Source organism: Aliidiomarina iranensis, assembly GCF_003987135.1.
In the GTDB taxonomy this organism is placed as follows: domain Bacteria; phylum Pseudomonadota; class Gammaproteobacteria; order Enterobacterales; family Alteromonadaceae; genus Aliidiomarina; species Aliidiomarina iranensis.
This window is the reverse complement of sequence record NZ_PIPJ01000001.1, coordinates 244,265-264,558: the sequence shown is the minus strand read 5'-3', so window position 1 is coordinate 264,558 and position 20,294 is coordinate 244,265. Positions and strand designations below refer to the sequence as shown.

General features: G+C 46.2%; 17 protein-coding genes. 7 read left to right on the top strand and 10 right to left on the bottom strand.

Annotation, left to right across the window (positions count from 1 at the left end):
• The first annotated feature begins 346 nt into the window (after positions 1 to 346).
• Entirely contained in the window at positions 347 to 1,714 is a 1,368-nt protein-coding gene (locus CWE08_RS01185) for an amidohydrolase family protein (RefSeq protein ID WP_126764839.1), read from the top strand.
• 112 nt (positions 1,715 to 1,826) lie between these two features.
• Here CWE08_RS01185 and pgsW read toward each other — a convergent pair whose 3' ends face one another.
• Genes pgsW through pgsB form a run of 3 tightly spaced genes read right to left on the bottom strand, consistent with a single transcriptional unit; the run spans position 1,827 to position 4,769 of the window.
• On the bottom strand, positions 1,827 to 2,978 hold the full coding sequence (gene pgsW / locus CWE08_RS01180; protein WP_126764838.1) for a poly-gamma-glutamate system protein: 1,152 nt from the start codon (positions 2,976 to 2,978) through the stop codon (positions 1,827 to 1,829).
• A gap of 13 nt (positions 2,979 to 2,991) precedes the next feature.
• The gene (gene pgsC, locus CWE08_RS01175) at positions 2,992 to 3,567 is read right to left on the bottom strand and encodes a poly-gamma-glutamate biosynthesis protein PgsC (protein ID WP_126764837.1); all 576 of its coding nucleotides are present in this window, start codon (positions 3,565 to 3,567) and stop codon (positions 2,992 to 2,994) included.
• Positions 3,564 to 4,769: a poly-gamma-glutamate synthase PgsB gene (gene pgsB / locus CWE08_RS01170; protein WP_126764836.1), complete on the bottom strand. Its 1,206-nt coding sequence runs from the start codon at positions 4,767 to 4,769 to the stop codon at positions 3,564 to 3,566. Before pgsB ends, pgsC begins: the two co-directional genes overlap by 4 nt.
• Positions 4,770 to 5,096: 327 nt before the next feature.
• Here pgsB and CWE08_RS12145 point away from each other — a divergent pair, with 327 nt between their 5' ends.
• Positions 5,097 to 5,258, top strand: coding sequence for a hypothetical protein (locus CWE08_RS12145; protein ID WP_157981213.1), 162 nt, complete (start codon positions 5,097 to 5,099; stop codon positions 5,256 to 5,258).
• Between the two features lie 32 nt (positions 5,259 to 5,290).
• Positions 5,291 to 5,716: a DUF4920 domain-containing protein gene (locus CWE08_RS01165; protein ID WP_126764835.1), complete on the top strand. Its 426-nt coding sequence runs from the start codon at positions 5,291 to 5,293 to the stop codon at positions 5,714 to 5,716.
• A gap of 10 nt (positions 5,717 to 5,726) precedes the next feature.
• On the opposite strand, the gene CWE08_RS01160 is transcribed toward CWE08_RS01165, so the two are convergent.
• Genes CWE08_RS01160 through CWE08_RS01150 form a run of 3 tightly spaced genes read right to left on the bottom strand, consistent with a single transcriptional unit; the run spans position 5,727 to position 10,549 of the window.
• Complete coding sequence (locus tag CWE08_RS01160; protein ID WP_126764834.1) at positions 5,727 to 6,533, bottom strand: DUF6671 family protein; 807 nt, start codon at positions 6,531 to 6,533, stop codon at positions 5,727 to 5,729.
• Between the two features lie 10 nt (positions 6,534 to 6,543).
• Entirely contained in the window at positions 6,544 to 9,006 is a 2,463-nt protein-coding gene (locus tag CWE08_RS01155; RefSeq protein WP_157981212.1) for a YbcC family protein, read from the bottom strand.
• Positions 8,993 to 10,549, bottom strand: a complete 1,557-nt coding sequence (locus tag CWE08_RS01150) for an NADH-quinone oxidoreductase subunit L (protein ID WP_126764832.1) — start codon at positions 10,547 to 10,549, stop codon at positions 8,993 to 8,995. Before CWE08_RS01150 ends, CWE08_RS01155 begins: the two co-directional genes overlap by 14 nt.
• Positions 10,550 to 10,663: 114 nt before the next feature.
• On the opposite strand from CWE08_RS01150, the gene CWE08_RS01145 reads away from it, so the two are divergent.
• The 4 genes from CWE08_RS01145 (at position 10,664) to CWE08_RS01130 (ending at position 17,712) form a co-directional block, all read left to right on the top strand.
• Positions 10,664 to 11,551, top strand: a complete 888-nt coding sequence (locus CWE08_RS01145; RefSeq protein ID WP_126764831.1) for a LysR family transcriptional regulator — start codon at positions 10,664 to 10,666, stop codon at positions 11,549 to 11,551.
• Between the two features lies 1 nt (position 11,552).
• Positions 11,553 to 13,808 carry a glycosyltransferase gene (locus CWE08_RS01140; RefSeq protein ID WP_126764830.1) on the top strand — a complete coding sequence of 752 codons (2,256 nt, stop codon included), beginning with the start codon at positions 11,553 to 11,555 and terminating at the stop codon, positions 13,806 to 13,808.
• 25 nt (positions 13,809 to 13,833) lie between these two features.
• Positions 13,834 to 14,568: a TVP38/TMEM64 family protein gene (locus CWE08_RS01135; RefSeq protein WP_157981211.1), complete on the top strand. Its 735-nt coding sequence runs from the start codon at positions 13,834 to 13,836 to the stop codon at positions 14,566 to 14,568.
• 90 nt (positions 14,569 to 14,658) lie between these two features.
• Positions 14,659 to 17,712 carry a ligand-binding sensor domain-containing diguanylate cyclase gene (locus CWE08_RS01130; RefSeq protein ID WP_126764828.1) on the top strand — a complete coding sequence of 1,018 codons (3,054 nt, stop codon included), beginning with the start codon at positions 14,659 to 14,661 and terminating at the stop codon, positions 17,710 to 17,712.
• A 43-nt stretch (positions 17,713 to 17,755) separates the two neighbouring features.
• Here CWE08_RS01130 and CWE08_RS01125 read toward each other — a convergent pair whose 3' ends face one another.
• From CWE08_RS01125 to CWE08_RS01110, 4 genes are all read right to left on the bottom strand, one after another.
• The gene (locus tag CWE08_RS01125; RefSeq protein ID WP_198677029.1) at positions 17,756 to 18,358 is read right to left on the bottom strand and encodes an SAM-dependent methyltransferase; all 603 of its coding nucleotides are present in this window, start codon (positions 18,356 to 18,358) and stop codon (positions 17,756 to 17,758) included.
• Positions 18,359 to 18,404: 46 nt separating this feature from the next.
• Positions 18,405 to 18,989 (bottom strand): rhombosortase, encoded by a 585-nt coding sequence (rrtA, locus tag CWE08_RS01120; RefSeq protein WP_126764827.1) that lies wholly within the window; start codon positions 18,987 to 18,989, stop codon positions 18,405 to 18,407.
• 29 nt (positions 18,990 to 19,018) lie between these two features.
• A complete protein-coding gene (locus tag CWE08_RS01115) occupies positions 19,019 to 19,702 on the bottom strand; it encodes a 2OG-Fe(II) oxygenase (protein ID WP_126764826.1) in 684 nt (227 codons plus the stop codon).
• 98 nt (positions 19,703 to 19,800) lie between these two features.
• Positions 19,801 to 20,247 carry a hypothetical protein gene (locus CWE08_RS01110; protein WP_126764825.1) on the bottom strand — a complete coding sequence of 149 codons (447 nt, stop codon included), beginning with the start codon at positions 20,245 to 20,247 and terminating at the stop codon, positions 19,801 to 19,803.
• Between the last annotated feature and the right edge of the window lie 47 nt (positions 20,248 to 20,294).

The following is a 20,294-nucleotide window of genomic DNA, read 5'->3' as shown; positions in this document are numbered from 1 at the left end:
TACCACAACTAAGAATTTGCGCTACGGCATTTATAGGGCATGCATGCGGCACGGGAGTATCATCATTACATTACTGCAAGCAAAAAGCACAATGGTTGTAATAATGGCAACTAGCTAGTTGCAACCTCATTCCTTGCGCCATCAGCTCGACTTCAACATTAAATCAGGCGTTCTCTAGCAGATATGTGTGTAGCAGATATGTGTGTGGCGGGTATTTGTGTAGCAGCGCAATGTTTTGCCGTGCAGTGTTTTGCCGTGCAGTGTTTAGCTGATTTTTGTTTGGCTTATAAGGGGCCAGCAGTCTAAGATAATTGAATCTAATTTGTTAACTGCACCGGTGTTCTGAATGAATAGATTTCTTAGCTCTCTCTTTTTTCTAATTATTGCTTCGTTTCTGGTGGGTTGTCAGAGTGTTTCGCAGAATACTGCAAGTGAAACACCACTGGATGCGAGTTTGGTGATCACGAATGTAAATGTCATCGAATGGGACGGGCGTGATGCGCGTATCTCCAGCAATCAAGCTGTGGTCATTCAAGGTGATAGAATTGCTCTAGTAATAGACTCTCAATCACTACCTTCGCTTACCACAGGCACTCAGCGAATCGATGGTAATAACAGCTATATCCTGCCTGGTTTCACAGAAATGCATGGCCACGTGCCACCGGCCACTGATTTCGGTGACCTGCCAGCCACTTATGCTGATGACATGCTCTTTTTATATATCGCCAACGGCGTAACAACCGTTCGCGGCATGCTCGGTTATCCACATCAGTTGCAGTTAAAATCAGATATTGCCGATGGCACGCGCATGGGCCCTACTCTTTATCTGGCTGGGCCCAGTTTTAATGGCAATAGTATTGAATCAGCGGAGGATGCAACTCGGCGCGTGTTAACTCAGAACAACGATGGCTGGGATCTGCTAAAAATCCACCCAGGTTTAACACTTGCCGAGTACCAGGCTCTAGCGCGCACAGCTCGGGAAGCAAGCATGGATTTTGCGGGCCATGTTCCGGCCGATGTTGGCCTCATAAATGCGCTCGCTGAAGGCCAACGCACCATTGATCATCTTGATGGTTATCTTGAATATGTGGATGCACTGAACCGCCCTATCAGCGATGAGGAATTGCAAATTCTAGTTAATCTTACGCTTACCCATGAAACCGCTATAGTGCCAACACAAGCATTATGGTCGACCTTAATTGGCGCAGAAGATCCCGCTGAATTAGCACAATATCCTGAGCTCATGTTCGTGCCCCAATCGGTTCGTCAAAACTGGCTCAACTATTATAACCGACCAAGCATGGCGTATTTCAATCAAAGCCATGCGGAAATTCAACAACAAAATCGCCAGCTTTTGCTCAAAGCACTGCACGATGCCAATGCAAACATCATTTTCGGTACAGATGCGCCACAGCTCTTTAGCGTTCCGGGATTCTCAATTCACCACGAAATCGAAAAAATGCAAGCAGCCGGCATGCCACTAGAAGCGATCTATTACTCAGCTACTGTTGCCGCCGGTGATTATTTTGCGGATAACGATAATTTCGGCCACATCAAAGCCGATCAGCGCGCTGATTTTATGCTTTTGAAAGACAACCCACTCGAATCTGCGCACGCATTGAAAAATCTACAAGGTGTTTTGGTTAGAGGCCAATGGTTGAGCCGGGAAGCTATCGATGCAAAGTTGAGCGAGATTAGCGAACGCTACAACTAGCCTGGCAAATCGTTTTCACTCGCTTACACAGGGTAATAATTTCGCTCATAAAGTAGAGGCGCCTAACTAGAGGCGCCTCATAGATTATGCCTTACTAAATCACTTCGCCGTATCACACCATTGGCCGAACACCCTTCGCGGTTTCACTAGTACGGCGCCAAATACTGGTAATTCGAGCTGAACGAACAATTAACCAAGTTAGGCCAAATAATCCGATTGCTAAAGCTAAAGCTAGGCCCCTGCGATAAGAAGTTGCACTATAAATGCCACCGTTACCAACAGGCACCTCAGCTATTGGCGCGATCGGTAAGCCGTGCCGTTCAGCCATATTTTTAATTCCGATCATATGAATTGATGGAATATTTTCACGGAGAAAGTAACCCATCACGGTTTCTACTGCGAATGCACGTGCCGATACACTGGTGATCAAGCCTGATGAAAAATAATTATCAATACCCGGAGGGCCCACGATAGTTGCGCCTCCGCCCACGTTAACAAAAGCTTTGATGGGCCTATCGGCTGAATTTTCCCGAAAAATAGCAATACGTTTAGCAACCGCTTCTTCATAGCTGGTGGGGGCTAATAAAGGAATGCCGGCACGTTCGATACTCCGTTCAATCGATGCAATGCCTTCTGGCGATATATCTGCGCCACGGTCCTCTACACCACCAATCGAAGCGGTGAGGCTTTTTAAGTTTAAAACGCCTGCGTTTCGTAGTTCACGCTCCATATCGATCCACGTTAACCCGGGTACGTTTGCACCATATTGCGATGATGAGCCTGAGGCAACAATTATGGCATCGGCACCCATAGCCTCAAGCGCTGAATACATCGCCAAATTAATTCCCGGAAACGAACTTGAAATCGTCATGGCCACTAAATCACCCTCACCAACCCCAGCATCCGCGAGTAATTTAACCCCTACGGCTGCCCAATTTGGGTTAATGCTGGTTTGTTTCGATTCTAAACCGCCACGCGTAGTGGTGATATCGCTATTAGTTAGGCCAATAATACCTGAGCGCTGTGGATCAGATTCTGGGCTAATAGGATGTATTTGCGCCCGAAGGGGCTGTAATAGCTCCATCCCCTCTCGCATTTTGCTCGCAGCAGCAACCATAGTGGCATAATTATCAACCACCACTTGATCTCTTGCGCGCAGATTCTCAGCTGCAAGGAGCGCACCGATTGCGGCAACGGTTAAAAAAATCAGGCCCCAAACTGGAACGCCAGAGGACCGCCAATACATTTTCGAAAAGCTACTCATATCAGGTGCTCCTTTACCAGCCGGGAATAGAAAATTGTTGTTGTGCTTCATATACCTGTAACGCTTCAGGCATCAACACGATTAGCGCTAAGCGCACGAGAACAGCGGTTACTGCAAGGCCGCACAAAGTTTGCAACACGCCTTGGCGATCAAACCAAATAGCAATTAATCCTGGAATAATGTAGCCAACAATATCGGTTTCCATTACCGACATCAGCATCGAAGATTCTAAGGTTGCAATTTTTGCCTCACCATCTGCACCATCACCGATCATGTCTAAATCTATCCAGGTAATCATGCTGCCCAGAAAAACATCTAATACACCGGCAATTAAGTACCCCGTTAAAATCATAATAATCGTTTGTCGGCGGCCATAAATAATGACGTAACTTGCGATCAACCGCACAATAAAATAGGTTATGAGCGCAGCAACAATGGTTACCGCAATGTTCAATGGGTTTGTTAGTTGCAGAGCCATATAACCAGGAACAACTAGGCCGCCTGCCGCTAAGCCCATGGTTTGAGTTAACAGCAAGGTGAAGAACAAACCTATGCCAATAGATACAGCTAAAATATTTAATGCAATCATAAATCATCCTTACTGATGGCTCGGTTTTGGAAGAAACGTGCAACATCCTCGCCTCCGCCGTGTATATTACAAACGCCAACCACTAACGCTCGGTTGCCGCTTTCCTCAAGCAAACTTTCGGTGATATCTACCATTGCGGCGTTCTCCATTATTAGTAATTTGTCCGCGGGTATTCCTCGTTTCACCGCTTCACGCACAAACAGCAATGTTCCAGACCCCATCAAAATATACTTATCGGCGGGGGGCCAATCTGGTGCCGCTTGGGCTAGTTGTTGCGAGCGATGAGGCCGATCGGCTCGGCAATTAATAAGTAGAATTCGCCGGCGTTCATTACCATGTTTTTCCACCATTTGTTCCCAAATGCGCCCAGTTGATTCCGGGTCGTTGGCCGCAAAAGCATTTACAAAAGTGATATCCCGTTGGAAATAATTCACTTTCAACACCTGCATTGCGCCAGCTTCAGGTTCGAGCGCCAGCATTCCCTTCAATGCGGCTTCCCGCTCCACGCCAACGTGCTCGCAAACTTGCAGCGCTAACTCAACATTTTCCGCATGCTCCGCATAAGTAAACTTTGCCATCGTTTCTTCGCTAATCGCCTCTACCTGCTCAAGCTTTACCGGGTGCAAGGTGGTGCCGCGATCTTGCGTTGCATGTTCAAATACATCCAATAGATCGCGCTCCGCCGTGAAAAAATCCCCTTTTACCGGCACACTGCCCGCTAACGCTAAGGCTACATCCCGCTCACCTGGCCCCATTACTTCTAAATGGTCCGGCCGGGCGTTGGTGATAACACCAATAGTTGAACGGATCATGCGTAATTCAGAGAGTGATTGGTAATGCGGCTGCAAAGCCATACACTCGATAACAACGATCTCTGGTTGCAGCGATGCCATGCGCTTCATTGTGCGCATCTGCTCAATAATGTTGGCACCACTTATGCGATAAATAGGGAACTCGATACCTTCGGGATCTGTAAGTGCCGCGGCCGAGCCAGTAGTTTTCGCACATACGCGCTTTCCACCACCTCTCAGCCCTGCCGTGATTAACCGTGTCACACTGGTTTTTCCGCGAGTGCCATTCACATGGATGCGAACAGGGATTTTGCGAACTAGCGCTCGATGACGCCAAGCCTCAAACAACCCCACTAGCACTAAAAAACACCACAATGCCAGAACAATACCTACTGTATTTGGAATCACCATAAATAGGTTTCCTGCGTAAAAGTGTAAAGATTCGTAGTAAGTAAACGCTATTTCACAGATTTTGCCCACTGAAGGTGCCTGATTTTACTGAGGCTTTACATTTGAGCGTTTGAGTCTTACAACTATTTGGCACTTAGAAACTAGAACCGCGCAAAACTCACTTTGCTGAAAAGCAGATTATGTTACTCAGATGAGAAAATTGTTCGGAAGGCTAAATTTTCACTCTAGCACTTGATCTTTTCTATAATGAGAATTATTCTCATTATCGTTCGTTTTATTGAGCATGTGCTTTTAGATATGCTCTGTAGGATTAGGAGCGAAAACTAAATGATTACATTACAACTTCCTGCTATGTTCACGAGAGGTTTACTGAACGAGCAACAAACTGACAAGCAAATTCCGATTTCTTGTACCTTAAAAGAAAAAGCGGAACTACCCTTATCTGGTGAGAAGAAATTCAAAATTCGTGAGTACAAGAAAAATCTGTAGGCAAATATCAATCGTTAATAGGATACTTAAAAATGAGAACTTCTCTGATTACTACCCTTTTGTTTGCATTAACAGTATTTGTTACTTCCGCACAGGCAAACAACAGCAACGGCCTATCTTTCGGTGAAACTATCCCGAACATCGAGACAACAAGTTTAGAAACTTTCTTTGAAAACCCGGAAAGTTATATCGGTAAAAACATTTTGATAGAAGGCGTTGTCACCAACTCGTGCGAACGCATGGGATGTTGGATGAGTTTAAAAACCACAGCGGACCATGAGCTATTTCGTATCAAAGTGAACGATGGTGAAATGGTATTTCCAATAGCTGCTCGTGGCAAAACTGCTTGGGCCTATGGTGCGATAGAAACAGTTGAATTGGCACCTGAAGAAGGTAGTGAGAATCCACGTACTTTATTTCAATTGCGCCCCACTGGGGTTCGAGTAGCTGGAGAATAAGCACTGAGGCTTAGGGGTTGCACCATTGGCAATGTTGCGAATCTGCACTTGTAGCAGCAACCCCAAGTTTCTCTGTGTGCTCGCAGGCTTCACAGTGTAAAACTTCATGGCTGGGCAATTGCGTAGGGAGCGAACATAGCTCGCACGGTAATCCTTTTTCCTGATGTTTTACAACAAAATTAGGCTCGGAACATTCTGGGCACAGGGCTTGCAGCCGCCGGGCTAAATCTTCTGCCGCTTTTTTAATCATTTGTTGCCGAGGTGGGCAATACATGGCGCGAAGATCGGGTTCAACTTTAATCGGCCATGTTAACAGCCCATGCTGATCAGCAATCGTAAGTGCCTCCGTTAGCATGGCTAAGTTCAGCCCTTTCAATATTTCATCGTTGATTTTAACAATCCAATGCAGGCCTTGGTTGCTTAGCTCCTCAACGTGCTCTAAATCACTAATTTGCTCAAGTACAAAGCTTTTTCCTGGGAACGCGCCACTCGCTCGAGCATATATCACTCGTTCGTGTTCTGGTTGGTAAAAACACAAGATTTCCTCGTTCCAATTGATTACGCCGGGTAATGGGCCGCCACCAAAACTTCCCTCACTACCCAAGCCAATACCTAAACCGGTTAGCTTGATTGCCTGTTTTGCTTTTTCTAACGCACATTCATGTGGTGTTAATCTACGCTCTACTTCACCCGCAAAAGTACCAAGCTGATCCGTATCCCACGATGAGTTTTCCACTACTCGAATACCGATTTCCTGAAGAACGGGCGCAATCAACTTACCTTTTTCATGTTGAGTTACCAAAATCGCAAACGCCACAAAGTACTCCTTAGTTTTCGATATTTTGCTGCCATTCGCCTTTATAAAAGCGCATGAGAGGCTGGCCAATTTGCCATTGCAAGATGTGCAACCAATCATTATCGATCAGTTGTTGAAGAACCTTATGCTCGGCTACAACATCAGCAATCGAATCCTGCTCCGCGGCTATTACTACAGTTAGCCTTTGCGGCGTATGTAGCCATTTCTCGCCATCAAATACTGATTGCCTTGCTAAACCAATGCGTAAATCACCGCCATTACCTTCAAATACACCGATACTGCCGCCCACCGCGTTGTGTAGAACTTTGTTACCACTTCCAAACTTGAGCGGTTCGCAAACCGACATGTTGTATTGCATATTAATCCAGTGGGTTACGATCATGGGCGCAGTCATTAGCAGCGTAAGTACTTTCTTGTCGGGGTCTTTTGCTTCGCAATAATCATGCAAAAACGAGCGGCCCTCTAAATTTACATGTCGGGTCCAGCTGCGCGGTGCAATGATAAACGCTGCGTTATTCACCAAGCCCCACTCTGGGCGCTGCTGCGACCAATCACGCCCACGTTTGCGCAACAAGCCATCTTGTTCCTTCTGCGGTAACGCAGCTTTAGCTGGCTCAAAGCGTGTTAAACGCTCTCGTTGTGCAATGCTTCGCGCACCCGCCAAAACATCCTCTAGCGGCATGGGCAGATCTTGCAGTTTCAACGTATCTAAAAGGCGGATATCATCAGTAGTTGTGTTGTGCAACGCGGGCACAAAACGCGTTTCCTCAGGAATATCAATGCCACGCTTAGGTAATTCAGCACGCACTTTCGGATGATTCAAAATTTGGGCTAACACACGCGAGTTTACCTCACCGGTTTGGCCGCAACAGGCGCCACAATCAAGTGCCGAAGCCTGTAAGTTATTCCGTGATTCACTACCATGGCCAACCAACAAAACTAAGGGCGCAAAATTTTTGAAACTCATTGCTTGTAAAACAGCTTCGGCAACATCCGTAAGCGCCTGAACATCTAACTCATCGCTCTCGGCAATGATTTGCCAATTTTGTACATGGCTTAAATCATTCACCGAATTACTAAGCACTTCGCCTTTGAGCAATTTCGGGCCATAAATTAGGCCCATGCTCTCCACCATAGAAAAGGCAGCTGGCGCCGCAGATGACCAAGTTTGTAAGCGTGCTTTGTTGTTTAAGCGTGTTAATCGCGCATGTAACTCTTGCTGGGTAAGCCATTCCTCAACCCGCAACGCGGGGCTCAACAAGCCCGGTGTTTGTGAACGAACAAGGGCGCTACCTTTCGGCTGATACGCCAATGGCACTCCAAAGAAGCCGGCAAACCCCTTAGTTTCAATGCCATCATGCTGCTGCTCAAGCGCTCGGCGTATCACCTCAGAGCGCACATCAATGCAAAACACCGCCTGCATCCAAGTTTTCGTTGGTTCTTGTTTCTCTGTGGCTACTTTCGGTAGTTTTTGCTCTAAGCGTTTTTGATATTCTAGCTCTAAGGCTAAGCCCCAAACCTCTTCGGCCCGCACAGTTTCGGTATCATTTTCTTTGCCTTTGCGTTGCCGCCATTGCTTTCGCCATGCTTCACTAGCGAGCGCACACAAGCCGTTGTCGTAACGTTTCACATAGGTGAACACGAGCCATTCCCAAGCCATACGAATCGCCAACAACTCACGCATTTCTGCTGATTCAACATCAGCCGAATAATAATCATCGCCTGTTGCCGTATGGGTTTGCCACTGCCGATAAGCTACCCAGGATGCCCAGCCGTGGACATCGTAGAGGCAAGCGAGCGCGAAATCTTCCACATCGTCAGGGCTCAAATTAAGCTCCGCCACAACAAATTGTATTAACGCATCGGCACTATCAGGTAACTCGCGAAATAAAGGCCGCAACTTAGGTGCAGAAAGCACAATCGATAACCCATAATCAACACGGCTAACTTCGAGCCAGTGGGCGTATAGCGATTTTTTCTCCCGTGCACTGCTTTTCCCCAACATCGGCCGTAAAGATTGAAAATGGGCCGCACAAAACTGGCTTATTTGGTGCACAATTTCTTCTTGCCAGCGCATGTAATGATTATCACGAAACTTATCAACCTGGCCTGAGAATAGCGCGAGGTGATCACGCTTGCCTTGGTTCTTCAAACTCTGCAGAAAAAATGGCGCGGGATCCGTGTTACCCGAAGCTGCCTGTAAACGTTCAGCTGCTCGTGCAATCGCCCAATCACTAATTTCACCTCGTGAGTAAGCATCTAAATAAAATTCCGGTGCCGCAAAGCCATCCACGGCGGCAATATGTTGCAAATGCTGCGCGGTTTCACCGTAACCTTGATCTCTAAACTCCCACCAGGGGTTCACCGCAATGCTCTGATCCAGTGGCCAAGTTGGGGCAATCCTCCGACAAGCATTAGAAATAGCAGCCAGCTCAACCTCACCATCTTTGTGTTCTGCATTATCTGTGAGCATTCGCTTTCTCCTTCTGATGGCGTTTACTCTTATCATTGGCACGCGGATAGATTGGCCAAATAGCTAGCGTGAAACGAGTGGCCCATTCATCTAAATACAACCCCGCGAACAAGATCATCGAGAGCTTCTGAGAAATGTTTCGCTCCGGAAATATGTGCAGCAACATGCTCACAACCACGAGCAAAAGAATGAGTAGTGAAACCCAAAGGTCAGGCAGGCTTAAAAAAGCTGCACTACTCGGGTAGAGGGCTGGTACAAAAGGTGTAGCGGCTATTTTTAAGCCAAAGTAAGCAAAAACGAGCAATAGTGCCAGTGCACTAAAACGCAAGATACTGCCGTTAACTTCTAAACTATGGCGCTGAGCCAGCAACATAGTTAAGGCCGCAGTGAACAACAGCAGCACACTCAGCGGGCTTTCCGCTGATTTAGCAAACATCATTTCGCTAAACAGTGCATATCCCGTGGCACCTAAAGTTACGAACCCAGCGCCCAAAACCAGTGATAGCAGCCAATCGTGCCATTGTGCATTTTTTGCTTGGGCGAGCCGGCGTTGCAGGGTTTGGTTTACGGCACTTCCCGCGCTTAAAAATGCATAAGCTTTGTAAATGGAATGCGCGAGTAAGTGCACAATTGCTAGCTCGTAGAGCCCCAACGCAATTTCAACCAACATCATGCCCATTTGCGCGCTTGTCGACCAGGCCAACTTCACCTTAATACTCACCCGAGTAATCATGATCAATGCACTTAACACCGCGGTAAAGCCTGCCACCACAAGCACTATCCATTGCGCCATGGGCACAGCAAATACGATTGGTGCCGTGACCAGCAAAATAAAGCCGCCTAAATTCACTACGCCCGCATGCAACAAAGCTGAAATCGGAGTGGGCGCCTCTACTACTTGAATGAGCCACCCATGCACCGGTAATTGTGCGCACTTGAGTAATGCGGTAATGGCAATTAATACCGCAGCAACTTCTAGCTCAGTGGTTAAAACAGGATCTTCACTCCAAGCTGCAAGTATGTCGGCAAGCAAGAACGTATCGAAATGAATAGCTAATAAAACAATGGCGGTGAGCAAACAAAATTCCGCGGTGCGAGCAATGATGAATTTTTTATGAGCTGCAAGTTTCGCTCTAGGCCTTTCTGGATAAAATACGAGTAAACGGTGCAACGATAGTGAAATTGCCACCCATGAGGCCCAAAGCAGTAGTAAGTGATTACTTACAATCACCAAAATAACTGCGGCTAGTGTGGCATAGAGCCAACGCCAATAGCGGTGCGCGTTTTGCTCCTCAGCAATGGCTTGTTTTGAATAATTAATAACCGCCCATGCCACAACAAAAATCATGGCCAAAATAACTACTCGCAAGGGGGTTAGTTGCAACAAAGCTGTTGCGTCGGTATCGAGAAAAAGGGTCAAGGCACTGGCTACGGTAGCGCTAACACCGGCCAAAACTAGGGGTAATCGGCGCGCTGTTTGCTGCCAAGCCGCCAAAGCCAAAAGCGCTACGCTAAGCCAAAGAAATATCTCGTTTGCGATCATCAACCTGCCACTCTGAAAAAATTTTATGGAGTGTGGCAAATCTTCAATGATATATAAAATAGATTAATCTTATGTTATAGTTCTTTTATTCTTAACTAATTACTCGAAGCCTCCATGAGCCGGTTAAACTACAAACACCTCTATTATTTTTGGCGTGTGGCCGCCAGCGGCAGCCTTACTGCTACTGCTCAGCAGTTGCATGTTTCCCAATCGGCACTATCCATGCAAATTAAACAGCTGGAGGAATCGGTAGGCATCCCCTTATTTATTCGCGAAAAGCGCTCTTTAACGCTTACCCCTGAGGGCGAACGAATTTTGCAGTACGCCAGTGAAATTTTTAGCATTGGTGAAACCTTAGAGAGCCTAATCAACTCAGGTTTTTCGGCCAACAAAGTGCACATTAATATTGGTGTATTGGCAAATCTTTCAAGAAATTTCGTGGAACGTTTCGTAGAGCCCCTGTTAACTAATAATCAGGCCACTTTTACATTACATTCCCAGAGTATGGAGCAACTGCTTGAGGGGCTATCAAACCAAACTCTTGATCTCGCCCTAACTAATTTACTGCCGGCACAAAGCAAAAAGAAAAGCCGTTGGAATAGCCTGCTCGTTTCCCGGCAACAATTAGCCATTATCGGCCCAACAAATAAGCCCGAAAACTATGGCGAGTTTCCAAACGGCTATGCTGATTCACATTGGATTTTGCCAACTCAAGGCACAGAAATACGCAATATATTCGATACCTTGTGCGCCAGCTTTTCATTTAAGCCTCAGGTGCAAGCTGAAGCCGATGATATGGCTATGCTGCGGCTTCTTGCTCGCGATAGCGGCGCGCTCTCGGTGCTACCCCCAGTTGTAGTACGCGATGAAATCGCTAACAATCTGCTGCAGGTGTTTCAACATTTATCTCATGGTTATGAGCATTTTTATGCGCTAACCTTACAACATAAACGGCACAATGATGTAGTGCGAGAACTTCTGCAGCAAAGTTTAGGAGGCTAGGATGGGCCGAACATCGCGAAGCCATTCGCAAACACGATTAATCTGGAAAATCATTTACTGGCTCAATCTAGCGCTCATTATTGGCTTAATCGGTTATCAGGTGTATATCTATTTCGCAACTCCCGAGATCCGCTCAGTTCACCAGGCCCAGATCGAAGCAATTACCGCGAACAATGAAACTGATAGCGATCAGGGGCTTACATTTGCCGTAGTGGGCAACATTAAAAACTCTCACGCTATTTTTCGAGATGAAATTATTCCGCTATTAAATAATGGTGATTTCGAGTTTATGGTATCGGCTGGGAACGCCATTGCTGGCGGACAGCCCGAAAGTTATCGGAATTTACATAAACTATTCGCACAACTAGAAATACCTTATTTACTTACTTTCGGTGAAAATGAAGAAAGCGATTTCGGCAGCTTCAACTTTTACGAACAATTCGGGCCCTATGTTTACGATGTTTTAATTGGCGATACTCATTTTGTGTTTCTTGATGGCACTGGAAAAACCCCATATAACTGGCAACTCAGTTGGCTAGATCGCGTATTTCAACAACAATCGCAACATCGAATTGTATTTATCGGTTTACCCTTGCACCGGCAATTTGAAGATACGGCACTCTTTCAAATCGATGATTATTTCGCTGAGCCAACGTTTGCGGAGGCACTAAAACAGCGTTTTGAAACACACCAAGTTGATGTGGTGTTTTCAAGTAACTTGGCCTTGTTTAGTGAAGTTGAAGAAAACGATGTCCGCTATGTGATCACCGGCGGTGCCGGTGGCCTAATGCTCGATCAAAGCGATAATCGCCATCATTTTTTACGTGTAGAGATCGCATCTGGGCAAATTTCAATCACGCCAGAGCATATTCAAAATGCATGGCCTTGGTGGCGGCGCGCCATAGTGAGCTTTTGGGGCGCTATTCATAGTTTTGTGTATGTGAGCATTTGGCGCCTACTTTTGATAGTGGGGGTGCTTCTTATATTTGCCTCCTATATTTATCGCAACGTAATATGCGATCAAGATTACTATCCGGATTTTGATATCGATGCAACGCCGCATCTTGATAAACCTTTGCGGGTAGCGATGTACTCCAATAACTATTTCCCGTTTGTTTCTGGCGTTACGATTTCTATCGAACGTTTGCGCACTGGCCTCAAGGATCTCGGCGATCAGGTGCTCGCCATTGTGCCTACCTATCGTCAAAAATGGGATGATGAAAGTGATATCGTTCGTGCCTCCACGCTGATATCAAGTGGCGCGAAGGGCGAATTTCGCTTTGCTAATTTTTTATCATGGCGGCTCAGTTCAGCGGTGAGGCGTTTCAAACCCGATATTATTCATGTTCACCACCCCTTTGGGCTAGGCTGGCTTGGGCAATTTATGGGCCGCCTCTTAAACGTACCGGTGGTTTACACCTATCACACACGTTTAGAACATTACGCGCATTTTGTGCCTTTACCCGGATTGATATTCCGTAATTTGATCTCGCACTGGTTAATTCGCCGCTTCTCAAATAAGTGCCAAGGCGTCATTGTGCCTACCCATTCCGCCGAAGAATACTTGCGGCTCATTGGCGTTCGCACTAACACCTTAGTGCAACCCACGGGCATTGAAGCTAAACGCTTTGAAGCAGCAGAGCCTAGTGTAATTCAGGCGTTAAAAGATAAGTATGGTATCGAAAAAGATACCAAAGTTTTAGTGAGCGTTGCTCGTTTGAGTAAAGAGAAGAATATTGAGTTTATGCTCGAGGCGCTGGCGTTGAGAGAGAATACATACAGCAATTACAAGCTACTTTTAGTAGGCGATGGCCCATATAAAAATCGGTTACAAAAGTGCATTGATAAGCTCGATTTAGGCAATAACGTGATTCTCACCGGCCATGTAGAACCGCAAATTATGCCGCAATATTATGAACTCGCTGATCTATTCGTATTCGCCTCGCAATCGGAAACACAAGGTATGGTTATCCTAGAGGCCATGGCCGCAGGCACTCCTGTGGTAGCTGTGCGTTCCAGTGGCATTGATGATGTAATCGAAGATGGTAATACCGGTTACAAAACCCCCCACAACCAAATTGCTTGGGTTCGCCGCATAAATGAATTACTGGAAAATAACGACAAACGAGCTCTTCTTGGTAAACAAGCAAAAGCATTTGCACAAAATTATGATGTTGCACCTGTAACTAAACGCATCCGTGAGTTTTATGGTTACATTTTAGCGCAACATCATGAGGGGCAACCTTGGCTCAGGTAAGGTTTACAACAAGGCGCATAATACGATGAAGCGGAAAGAAAATAGCAAAACAGCGCTCTGGTTATTTATTGGTTTTCTCAGTGTATTAGTGCTTCTAGCACTCATATGGCGCTTTGCATGGAATACCAATGTGTTATCCGTTGAACAGGCGCAATCAGCACTTGCTATGGCTAGTAGTTGGCACGGCGAACTTTGGTTATGGCCGCTCATTACAGCTGTGTTCGTAGTGCTCTTGCTCGTTATGTTTCCACTCACCATTTTAGTAGTGTTAACCGGTTTCCTTTACGGCCCTTGGTGGGGGTTTTGCTACGCCACTTTGGGCACCCTAGCCTCATCAATAGTAAGTTATGAAGTAGGCCGGCTTAGTGGCCAGCGCGTGTTGCTGCGGTTTGGTGGTAAACGCCTGCAAAGTATTTCCCGATTTATGGGGGAACGAGGGGTTCGTACCATGATCATAATCAATTTGTTACCAATAGCACCATTCACCCTCACCAATGTAATGGCCGGCGCTTCACATATTCGTTTTCGGCCATATTTACTCGGCTCGGCTATTGGCATCATCCCTGGCTTAGCACTGGTAAATTTTGCTGGTAGTGAATTAAGTAAAGTAATGCAAGGCACTGACGGGCGAAGTATTGCACTAAGTATTTTTATTCTTGCGGCCATTACGTTCATCATCATTTTCGGCCCGCGCTGGCTACGGCGTAAACTTCAGCAAAACGAGAAGGAAAAATTTAAGCCACCCAAAAATAAACCGTAGGCCAAATACGTGTTGAAATCATCTCGGTCTGTGCCTATTTCCATTAAAATGCTTTAGTATAGGAACGTACATTTTAAATGAGCACAGTATATGGTTTTTGTTGCCCGATTCTTGCTTGCAACTTGGGTTATTGTTGCATGCGCTATCTCTTCAGCATGGGCTCAGCAACATTCGTTTGAACGGTTTGCCGATGAATTAGGCGGCCGGCAATCCTCCGTTTACGATATCTTTCAAGATCCCCGTGGCTTTTTATGGTTCGCCGGCGATACCGACGGCTTGCTGCGCTACGATGGTTACCAGCTCACGCGGTGGGCAGCAAGTGCCGAAAATGATGAGCTCGGCCGGGTAAGTTATTCCGCAGTAGTGATGACACAGAACGATGAACTTTGGGCTGCAGCTTGGGGTTCCGGTTTGCTATTCTGGCAACATAACGAAAACCGCTTCCGCGTATACAATACGGAAAACAGCCCCCTACCTGATAACCGCGTGCAAACCCTTTTCGAAGATAGCCAAGGCCGTATTTGGGCTGGCACTTTGAATGGTTTAGCGGTAGTGGAAGATTATCAAGCTCGCGCCTTAGAAACAGATAACCCACTATACCAAGAACGAATTTGGCGTATCGCCGAACAGACAAACGAACCAGATAGCCAGCAGCAGGCGTATCTATGGTTCGCAACTACTTCTGGCCTTTACCGCACCAATCAAGATGGCGGCGAATGGCAACAATATCTACCCTTTCCCGAACGCTATGGTAACAACCGAATAAACGAAATTCGTGCTTTACGAATTATTGATGGCCGCGTCTGGGTGGGTGTGGATAGCGGGGTACTCGAATTTAACCCAGCAACTGAACAGTTTATCCCAGTGCAATTTTCGCCAGCACACAACAGTGAAACGCCTCCGCGGGTAAATACCTTATATCCGAAAGGGAGCAATCAGCTTTGGGTAGGCGCTGAGAACGGCTTATGGCAAGTTAATACCGAAACACATGAATATATACCAACAACTAATGATACTTTCGTGCTCGCCACCGATGTGGATATTCGGCGGATTGCCACCGATAATAGCGGTACATTATGGCTCGGTGCCCGCGATCAGGGTATTTTCCACAGCTTACCCGTTACTAATGATTTCCAATTAACGGCAGAGAGTGCACCCGAACCACTTCGCGCACTTTTACAACGCACCATCAGTACCGTACACGTAGAAATTAATGATGATGTTTGGTTCGGAATTCCAAATGGTGTGGCTCGTTGGCAGGTAACTGAGAAAAATTGGCAATATTGGCTTTTTCCAGCCGATGAAGCATCGCGGCGCGTTGAGAGTGTTGAAACCGACCACACGGGGCGTACTTGGGTTGCAACTAATTCATCTTTGTATTTTATCGACGAAGATACCGACCAATTAACAGAAGCCACCGAAATACTCGATGCTCTGGGTATTCAATCAACTGCAGTGACAAAAATTTTTCAGGATTCAAAGCAACGGCTCTGGCTTGGGTTTTGGGGCCAAGGCCTCGCTTATTACGATATTACTCCGGCCTCAGAGGAGCCTCAAGTTGGCTGGCACTTCACGGCCCTCAACGATTTACGCGGCGACCTTGTTTATGATTTGGTAGAGCAAAAAGATATCGGCCTTTGGCTAGTTACCCGATTTTCTGGGCTTTGGTTCAAGCCCCTAAATAGTGAAAAATGGCATCCTTTTCAGGAGATAGCTAAGCAAGATAATTGGCGCGGCGATCTGCCTAGTGATGGCCTTCTATGCCTATTTTTGCACCGAGATAACGAGCTTTGGCTATGTTCTGAAAATGGTTTGATAAAACTGGATTTAAATGAAAAACAAATCAAAAACTATACTCGAGCGAATGGCTTACCCTCCGATCGCGTTCTCGGTTTAACAAAGGCCCCGGGCATTGAGGCAGAAGCCGTCGATCGCCTGTGGATTACCACAAGCCGCGGCATTTCGCTGTATGAACGCGAACGTGAGCAGTTTTTAAATTTTGGTGACGATGATGGATTATCCGCCTTCGAGTTCTTGCGGGCTGCTGTTGATGTTAACTCAGATGGCCGTATTTACGCCGGTACAGTAAAAGGCACTGTTGAATTCAATCCAAACGAACTCGAAGTTAATCGCTCACGGCCGAACATTGGCTTAAGCCGAATTGCCGTAGATGATGAAGATATTACTGGGAGCCTTCACTTCAGTAATCCTGAGCTCTATTTAGCGCGTAATCATCGAAGTGTTGTGGTTCATTACAGTGTGCTCGATTTTAAGGGCGCTACCGCAAACGCAGGCCGTTATCGATTACTCGGTTTGAACGATGAATGGAGTGCTTGGTCGGAAGTTCGGCAAATAACCTTCACAACCTTGCCTACTGGTGAGTACACGCTGGAGATCGATGGTCGAAGTAGTTTGGGTCTTACCGCTGAAAAGCCACTACAAATACGTATTGTAGTAGAGCGCCCGTGGTGGGCCAGCCCCTGGGTATGGCTACTTGCGGGCATTTTACTGTTAATCTCATTCGTTGTGATCGCGCAAGTTCGCTTCGCTGCCTTAGCACGCTTGAATCGCCGTTTAGATAAACAAGTAAAAGAACGTACGCAAGAACTTGAAGCACTAGCCCAGAAACTGCGCGAGCAATCGCAAACAGATTATTTAACTACACTACCTAACCGCAGAGGTTTCACCGCGAAGTTTGAAACCGTAATTGCCCAAGCTAAACGAGATAAAAAACCGCTCACGCTAGTTATGTTCGATGTTGATCATTTTAAACAGTTTAACGATCAGCATGGCCATGACGCTGGCGATCAGGTGCTTCATGCGGTGAGTAAGTTAGCCAAAGAATGTTTACGTGAACAAGATATTGTTGGCCGATGGGGTGGTGAGGAGTTTGCGATTTTGCTGCCCGATACTCCGTTGAAGGGCGCTTCACAGGTGTGCGAATCACTCCGCTCAAGGCTTGAGGGTATGCGAGTGGATTATCAAGGAGAGAGCCTAAATGTTACCGCTACTTTTGGTGTTTACCAAGGCGATGTAACAGATACTTCGCTGGATAAATGGATGCAATACGCGGATATCGCGTTATACCAAGGTAAAAAACTTGGCCGAAACCGCGTTAACGCCTATGCTCACAAAAATCTGTGAGGAATACTGGCGACATTGAGGCCCAACCAAAGTTCTTATCTTTCTATTTCTGCGCGATAAATTGGCAAACAGCACCTTCACCGGTATGGAAAGTACCTTCGATAATTGGCCGAACTAATTCTTGACTCCGAACGATATTAAATTCTGCAAAATGATCATTAAGTTCTTTGCTGCTGAACATTAAATCAGCGTCCTTTGGCCCGCCTGTATTGCGGGCTAACTGCGCCTCTGTGTAGCCCTCGAGCAGCAGCCAACCATTCGATTTAAGATGCTTTTTTATTTGTTCATATAACTTTATACTGGGTGCGGAGGGCAAATGGCAAAATATCATCACAATTAGATCGAATTGTTCATCAGGTAAGTCCTCTTTGGTTAAATCAATTTTACGTGTTTCGATAATAACCTTTCGCGCAGCCGCGAGCCTATTAGCTTTCTCTAGGGCAACATTAGAATAATCAACTGCCAGAGGGATAAATCCTGATTCTGCAAGAAAAACCGCATTCCTGCCCTCGCCTTCGGCAAGACAAAGCACCCTCGAACCCGGCTGAATATCAATTTTAGCTACGGCTTGTTTAAGAAAATCATTCGGCTCTGTACCATAGGCATAATCTTCTCTGCTGTAACGCTCATCCCATATGTTGTTCACGATTAAAAACTCCTTGTTTCTTATAAATTCAGTTTTAATACGCTCATCACTTTCCGGAAGATTTACCTGAATTCAAAAGGTAAATTATGAATGCCATACAAAAACCAGTAAGCACGCCATAAAAATGTGCTTCAACGGCAAGTAAACTTAAATCATTGAGAGCCAAAAACTCGATCGGTTGTAGAAAATATTCATAACTTACTTTCGCTGTTAAGCCCAGAGTAATAAACCCACCATAGGGTATACGATGGAACCAATCCATCAGCGCGCCGAAGGCAATCAAGCCATACAGCGCACCCGAGAAACCAACGTAATTTTCAATTTGTGGGTGAAACAACATACCGGCATTTGAACCCAGCACACAAATGGGTACTAACCATACAAATCGCCAGCCGCGCCAATGATCAGCAAACAATAACCAAACCACGCCTAAACCTAGGATATTCCCAAGTGCATGAGCAAAAGATAGATGCAAAAACTGGCCGGTGAGTAAGCGCCACCATTGGCCCTGAAGCATGGCTTCTCGGTCGTAAGCCATCCACATGGGTTGTAGTTGCCAAATTGCGAGCAGTAGCCCAATAAATAGAAAGTACTGCCATTGCGCCACCCACCACTTTAACGTTTTCTGCATCCTTTATGCGCCCATGGTGTCAATTCTGATTAGCGAAACAAATGTTGGCTTTGGTTCATTAATACCCAACTCGTTAAAATATATTTATCGGATGATTTTGGTACAAGCCCTCGATGCGTGTGCGTAAAGTAAGCCGGTGCCACAACCATGCTACCGGCTCGAGGTTTAATCCGCTCATTCTGATAATAGAATTCGGTTTCCCCACCTTCTTCTACATTATTCAAATAGAACATAAATAGCAGAGTTCGATGCAATGCCTCTACACTGCCTTTTTGTGGATACACTTCACAATGCCAGTAGTTATAGTTACCTAAACCTTGCTTGTATTTTTGCGCTTGAATAGGCCCTAACCGATAAAGGAAACGCATGAACTGGCCCTCTTTACCACGGCCATACTGTTCATAGTTATCATGGGTAAGCGCTACCGGCTGCCCGTTCTCATCGCGCACCGTAAGAGCCAACGGAGCAATTAGCGCAAAATGATATTTTGCAAAATAACGCGCCATATGATCGGCAGTTATCGTACTTACTTCCTCAAGCAACCCAGCGAACTCGGGGAATTGATTCAATACGATGTCTTCGCTAATTTTTTTCTCCGGCTCAACCCCATGGCCCGTAGCGCCTGGCCTAGCCACGCCAGAATCAAAAATTTTCCGCAGCCGTGCACATAAATCTGGGCTCAGCGCATTTTCATATACTTCAATAAAATTCATACCAAGCGCCTTCCACCAAACTCCAAGTAATCATACTTCAATTAATCATGCTCCAACTAGCCATGCACCAAATAACCAAAACGGTTAAGCGGCGATCGTTACATAAGCGCTTTTTCAGCGGCCACACAAACACCGCCGCGCAAAATCAAGCCCGGTTCAGGTAACACTTCGCAAGTGCCTACCATACCAGATCGGCTAACCTGCTCACGGGCTAAAGCATTATAACGCTCTACCAAACCCATGAGTTGCTCCTCATCAGTAGTAGCGGTTGAATATACTAGAAAACGCTCGGGCCCGCCGCAAGGCCGTTGCCCAAGCCCAACCACCCGGCACTCTTCTACAGTACTCGCCACCGGATTACCTACTTGCTGGCGAATAGCGCTCAATAGGCTCGGAATCGTTTCTGCTTCACTTACTGCAACAGGCTGTTCTGATGCCTGCTCTGCGGATTCATCTGTTGCTGCAGAGCTTATATCTTCTTGATTACCGCAAGCTGCAAGCGAGAGGCTGAAAAGCATTAACCATATTAAATTCATTTTTTTCATAATTACTCCGTTTACTCTCTCCATTTTCACTCATCATAGCAACAAAA

Coding starts and splice junctions, on each gene's coding strand:
- CWE08_RS01185 (WP_126764839.1), top strand. CDS start 347: ATGAATAGATTTCTTAGCTCTCTCTTTTTTCTAATTATTGCTTCGTTT.
- pgsW (WP_126764838.1), bottom strand. CDS start 2,978: ATGAGTAGCTTTTCGAAAATGTATTGGCGGTCCTCTGGCGTTCCAGTT.
- pgsC (WP_126764837.1), bottom strand. CDS start 3,567: ATGATTGCATTAAATATTTTAGCTGTATCTATTGGCATAGGTTTGTTC.
- pgsB (WP_126764836.1), bottom strand. CDS start 4,769: ATGGTGATTCCAAATACAGTAGGTATTGTTCTGGCATTGTGGTGTTTT.
- CWE08_RS12145 (WP_157981213.1), top strand. CDS start 5,097: ATGATTACATTACAACTTCCTGCTATGTTCACGAGAGGTTTACTGAAC.
- CWE08_RS01165 (WP_126764835.1), top strand. CDS start 5,291: ATGAGAACTTCTCTGATTACTACCCTTTTGTTTGCATTAACAGTATTT.
- CWE08_RS01155 (WP_157981212.1), bottom strand. CDS start 9,006: ATGCTCACAGATAATGCAGAACACAAAGATGGTGAGGTTGAGCTGGCT.
- CWE08_RS01150 (WP_126764832.1), bottom strand. CDS start 10,549: ATGATCGCAAACGAGATATTTCTTTGGCTTAGCGTAGCGCTTTTGGCT.
- CWE08_RS01145 (WP_126764831.1), top strand. CDS start 10,664: ATGAGCCGGTTAAACTACAAACACCTCTATTATTTTTGGCGTGTGGCC.
- CWE08_RS01140 (WP_126764830.1), top strand. CDS start 11,553: ATGGGCCGAACATCGCGAAGCCATTCGCAAACACGATTAATCTGGAAA.
- CWE08_RS01135 (WP_157981211.1), top strand. CDS start 13,834: ATGAAGCGGAAAGAAAATAGCAAAACAGCGCTCTGGTTATTTATTGGT.
- CWE08_RS01130 (WP_126764828.1), top strand. CDS start 14,659: ATGGTTTTTGTTGCCCGATTCTTGCTTGCAACTTGGGTTATTGTTGCA.
- rrtA (WP_126764827.1), bottom strand. CDS start 18,989: ATGCAGAAAACGTTAAAGTGGTGGGTGGCGCAATGGCAGTACTTTCTA.
- CWE08_RS01115 (WP_126764826.1), bottom strand. CDS start 19,702: ATGAATTTTATTGAAGTATATGAAAATGCGCTGAGCCCAGATTTATGT.
- CWE08_RS01110 (WP_126764825.1), bottom strand. CDS start 20,247: ATGAAAAAAATGAATTTAATATGGTTAATGCTTTTCAGCCTCTCGCTT.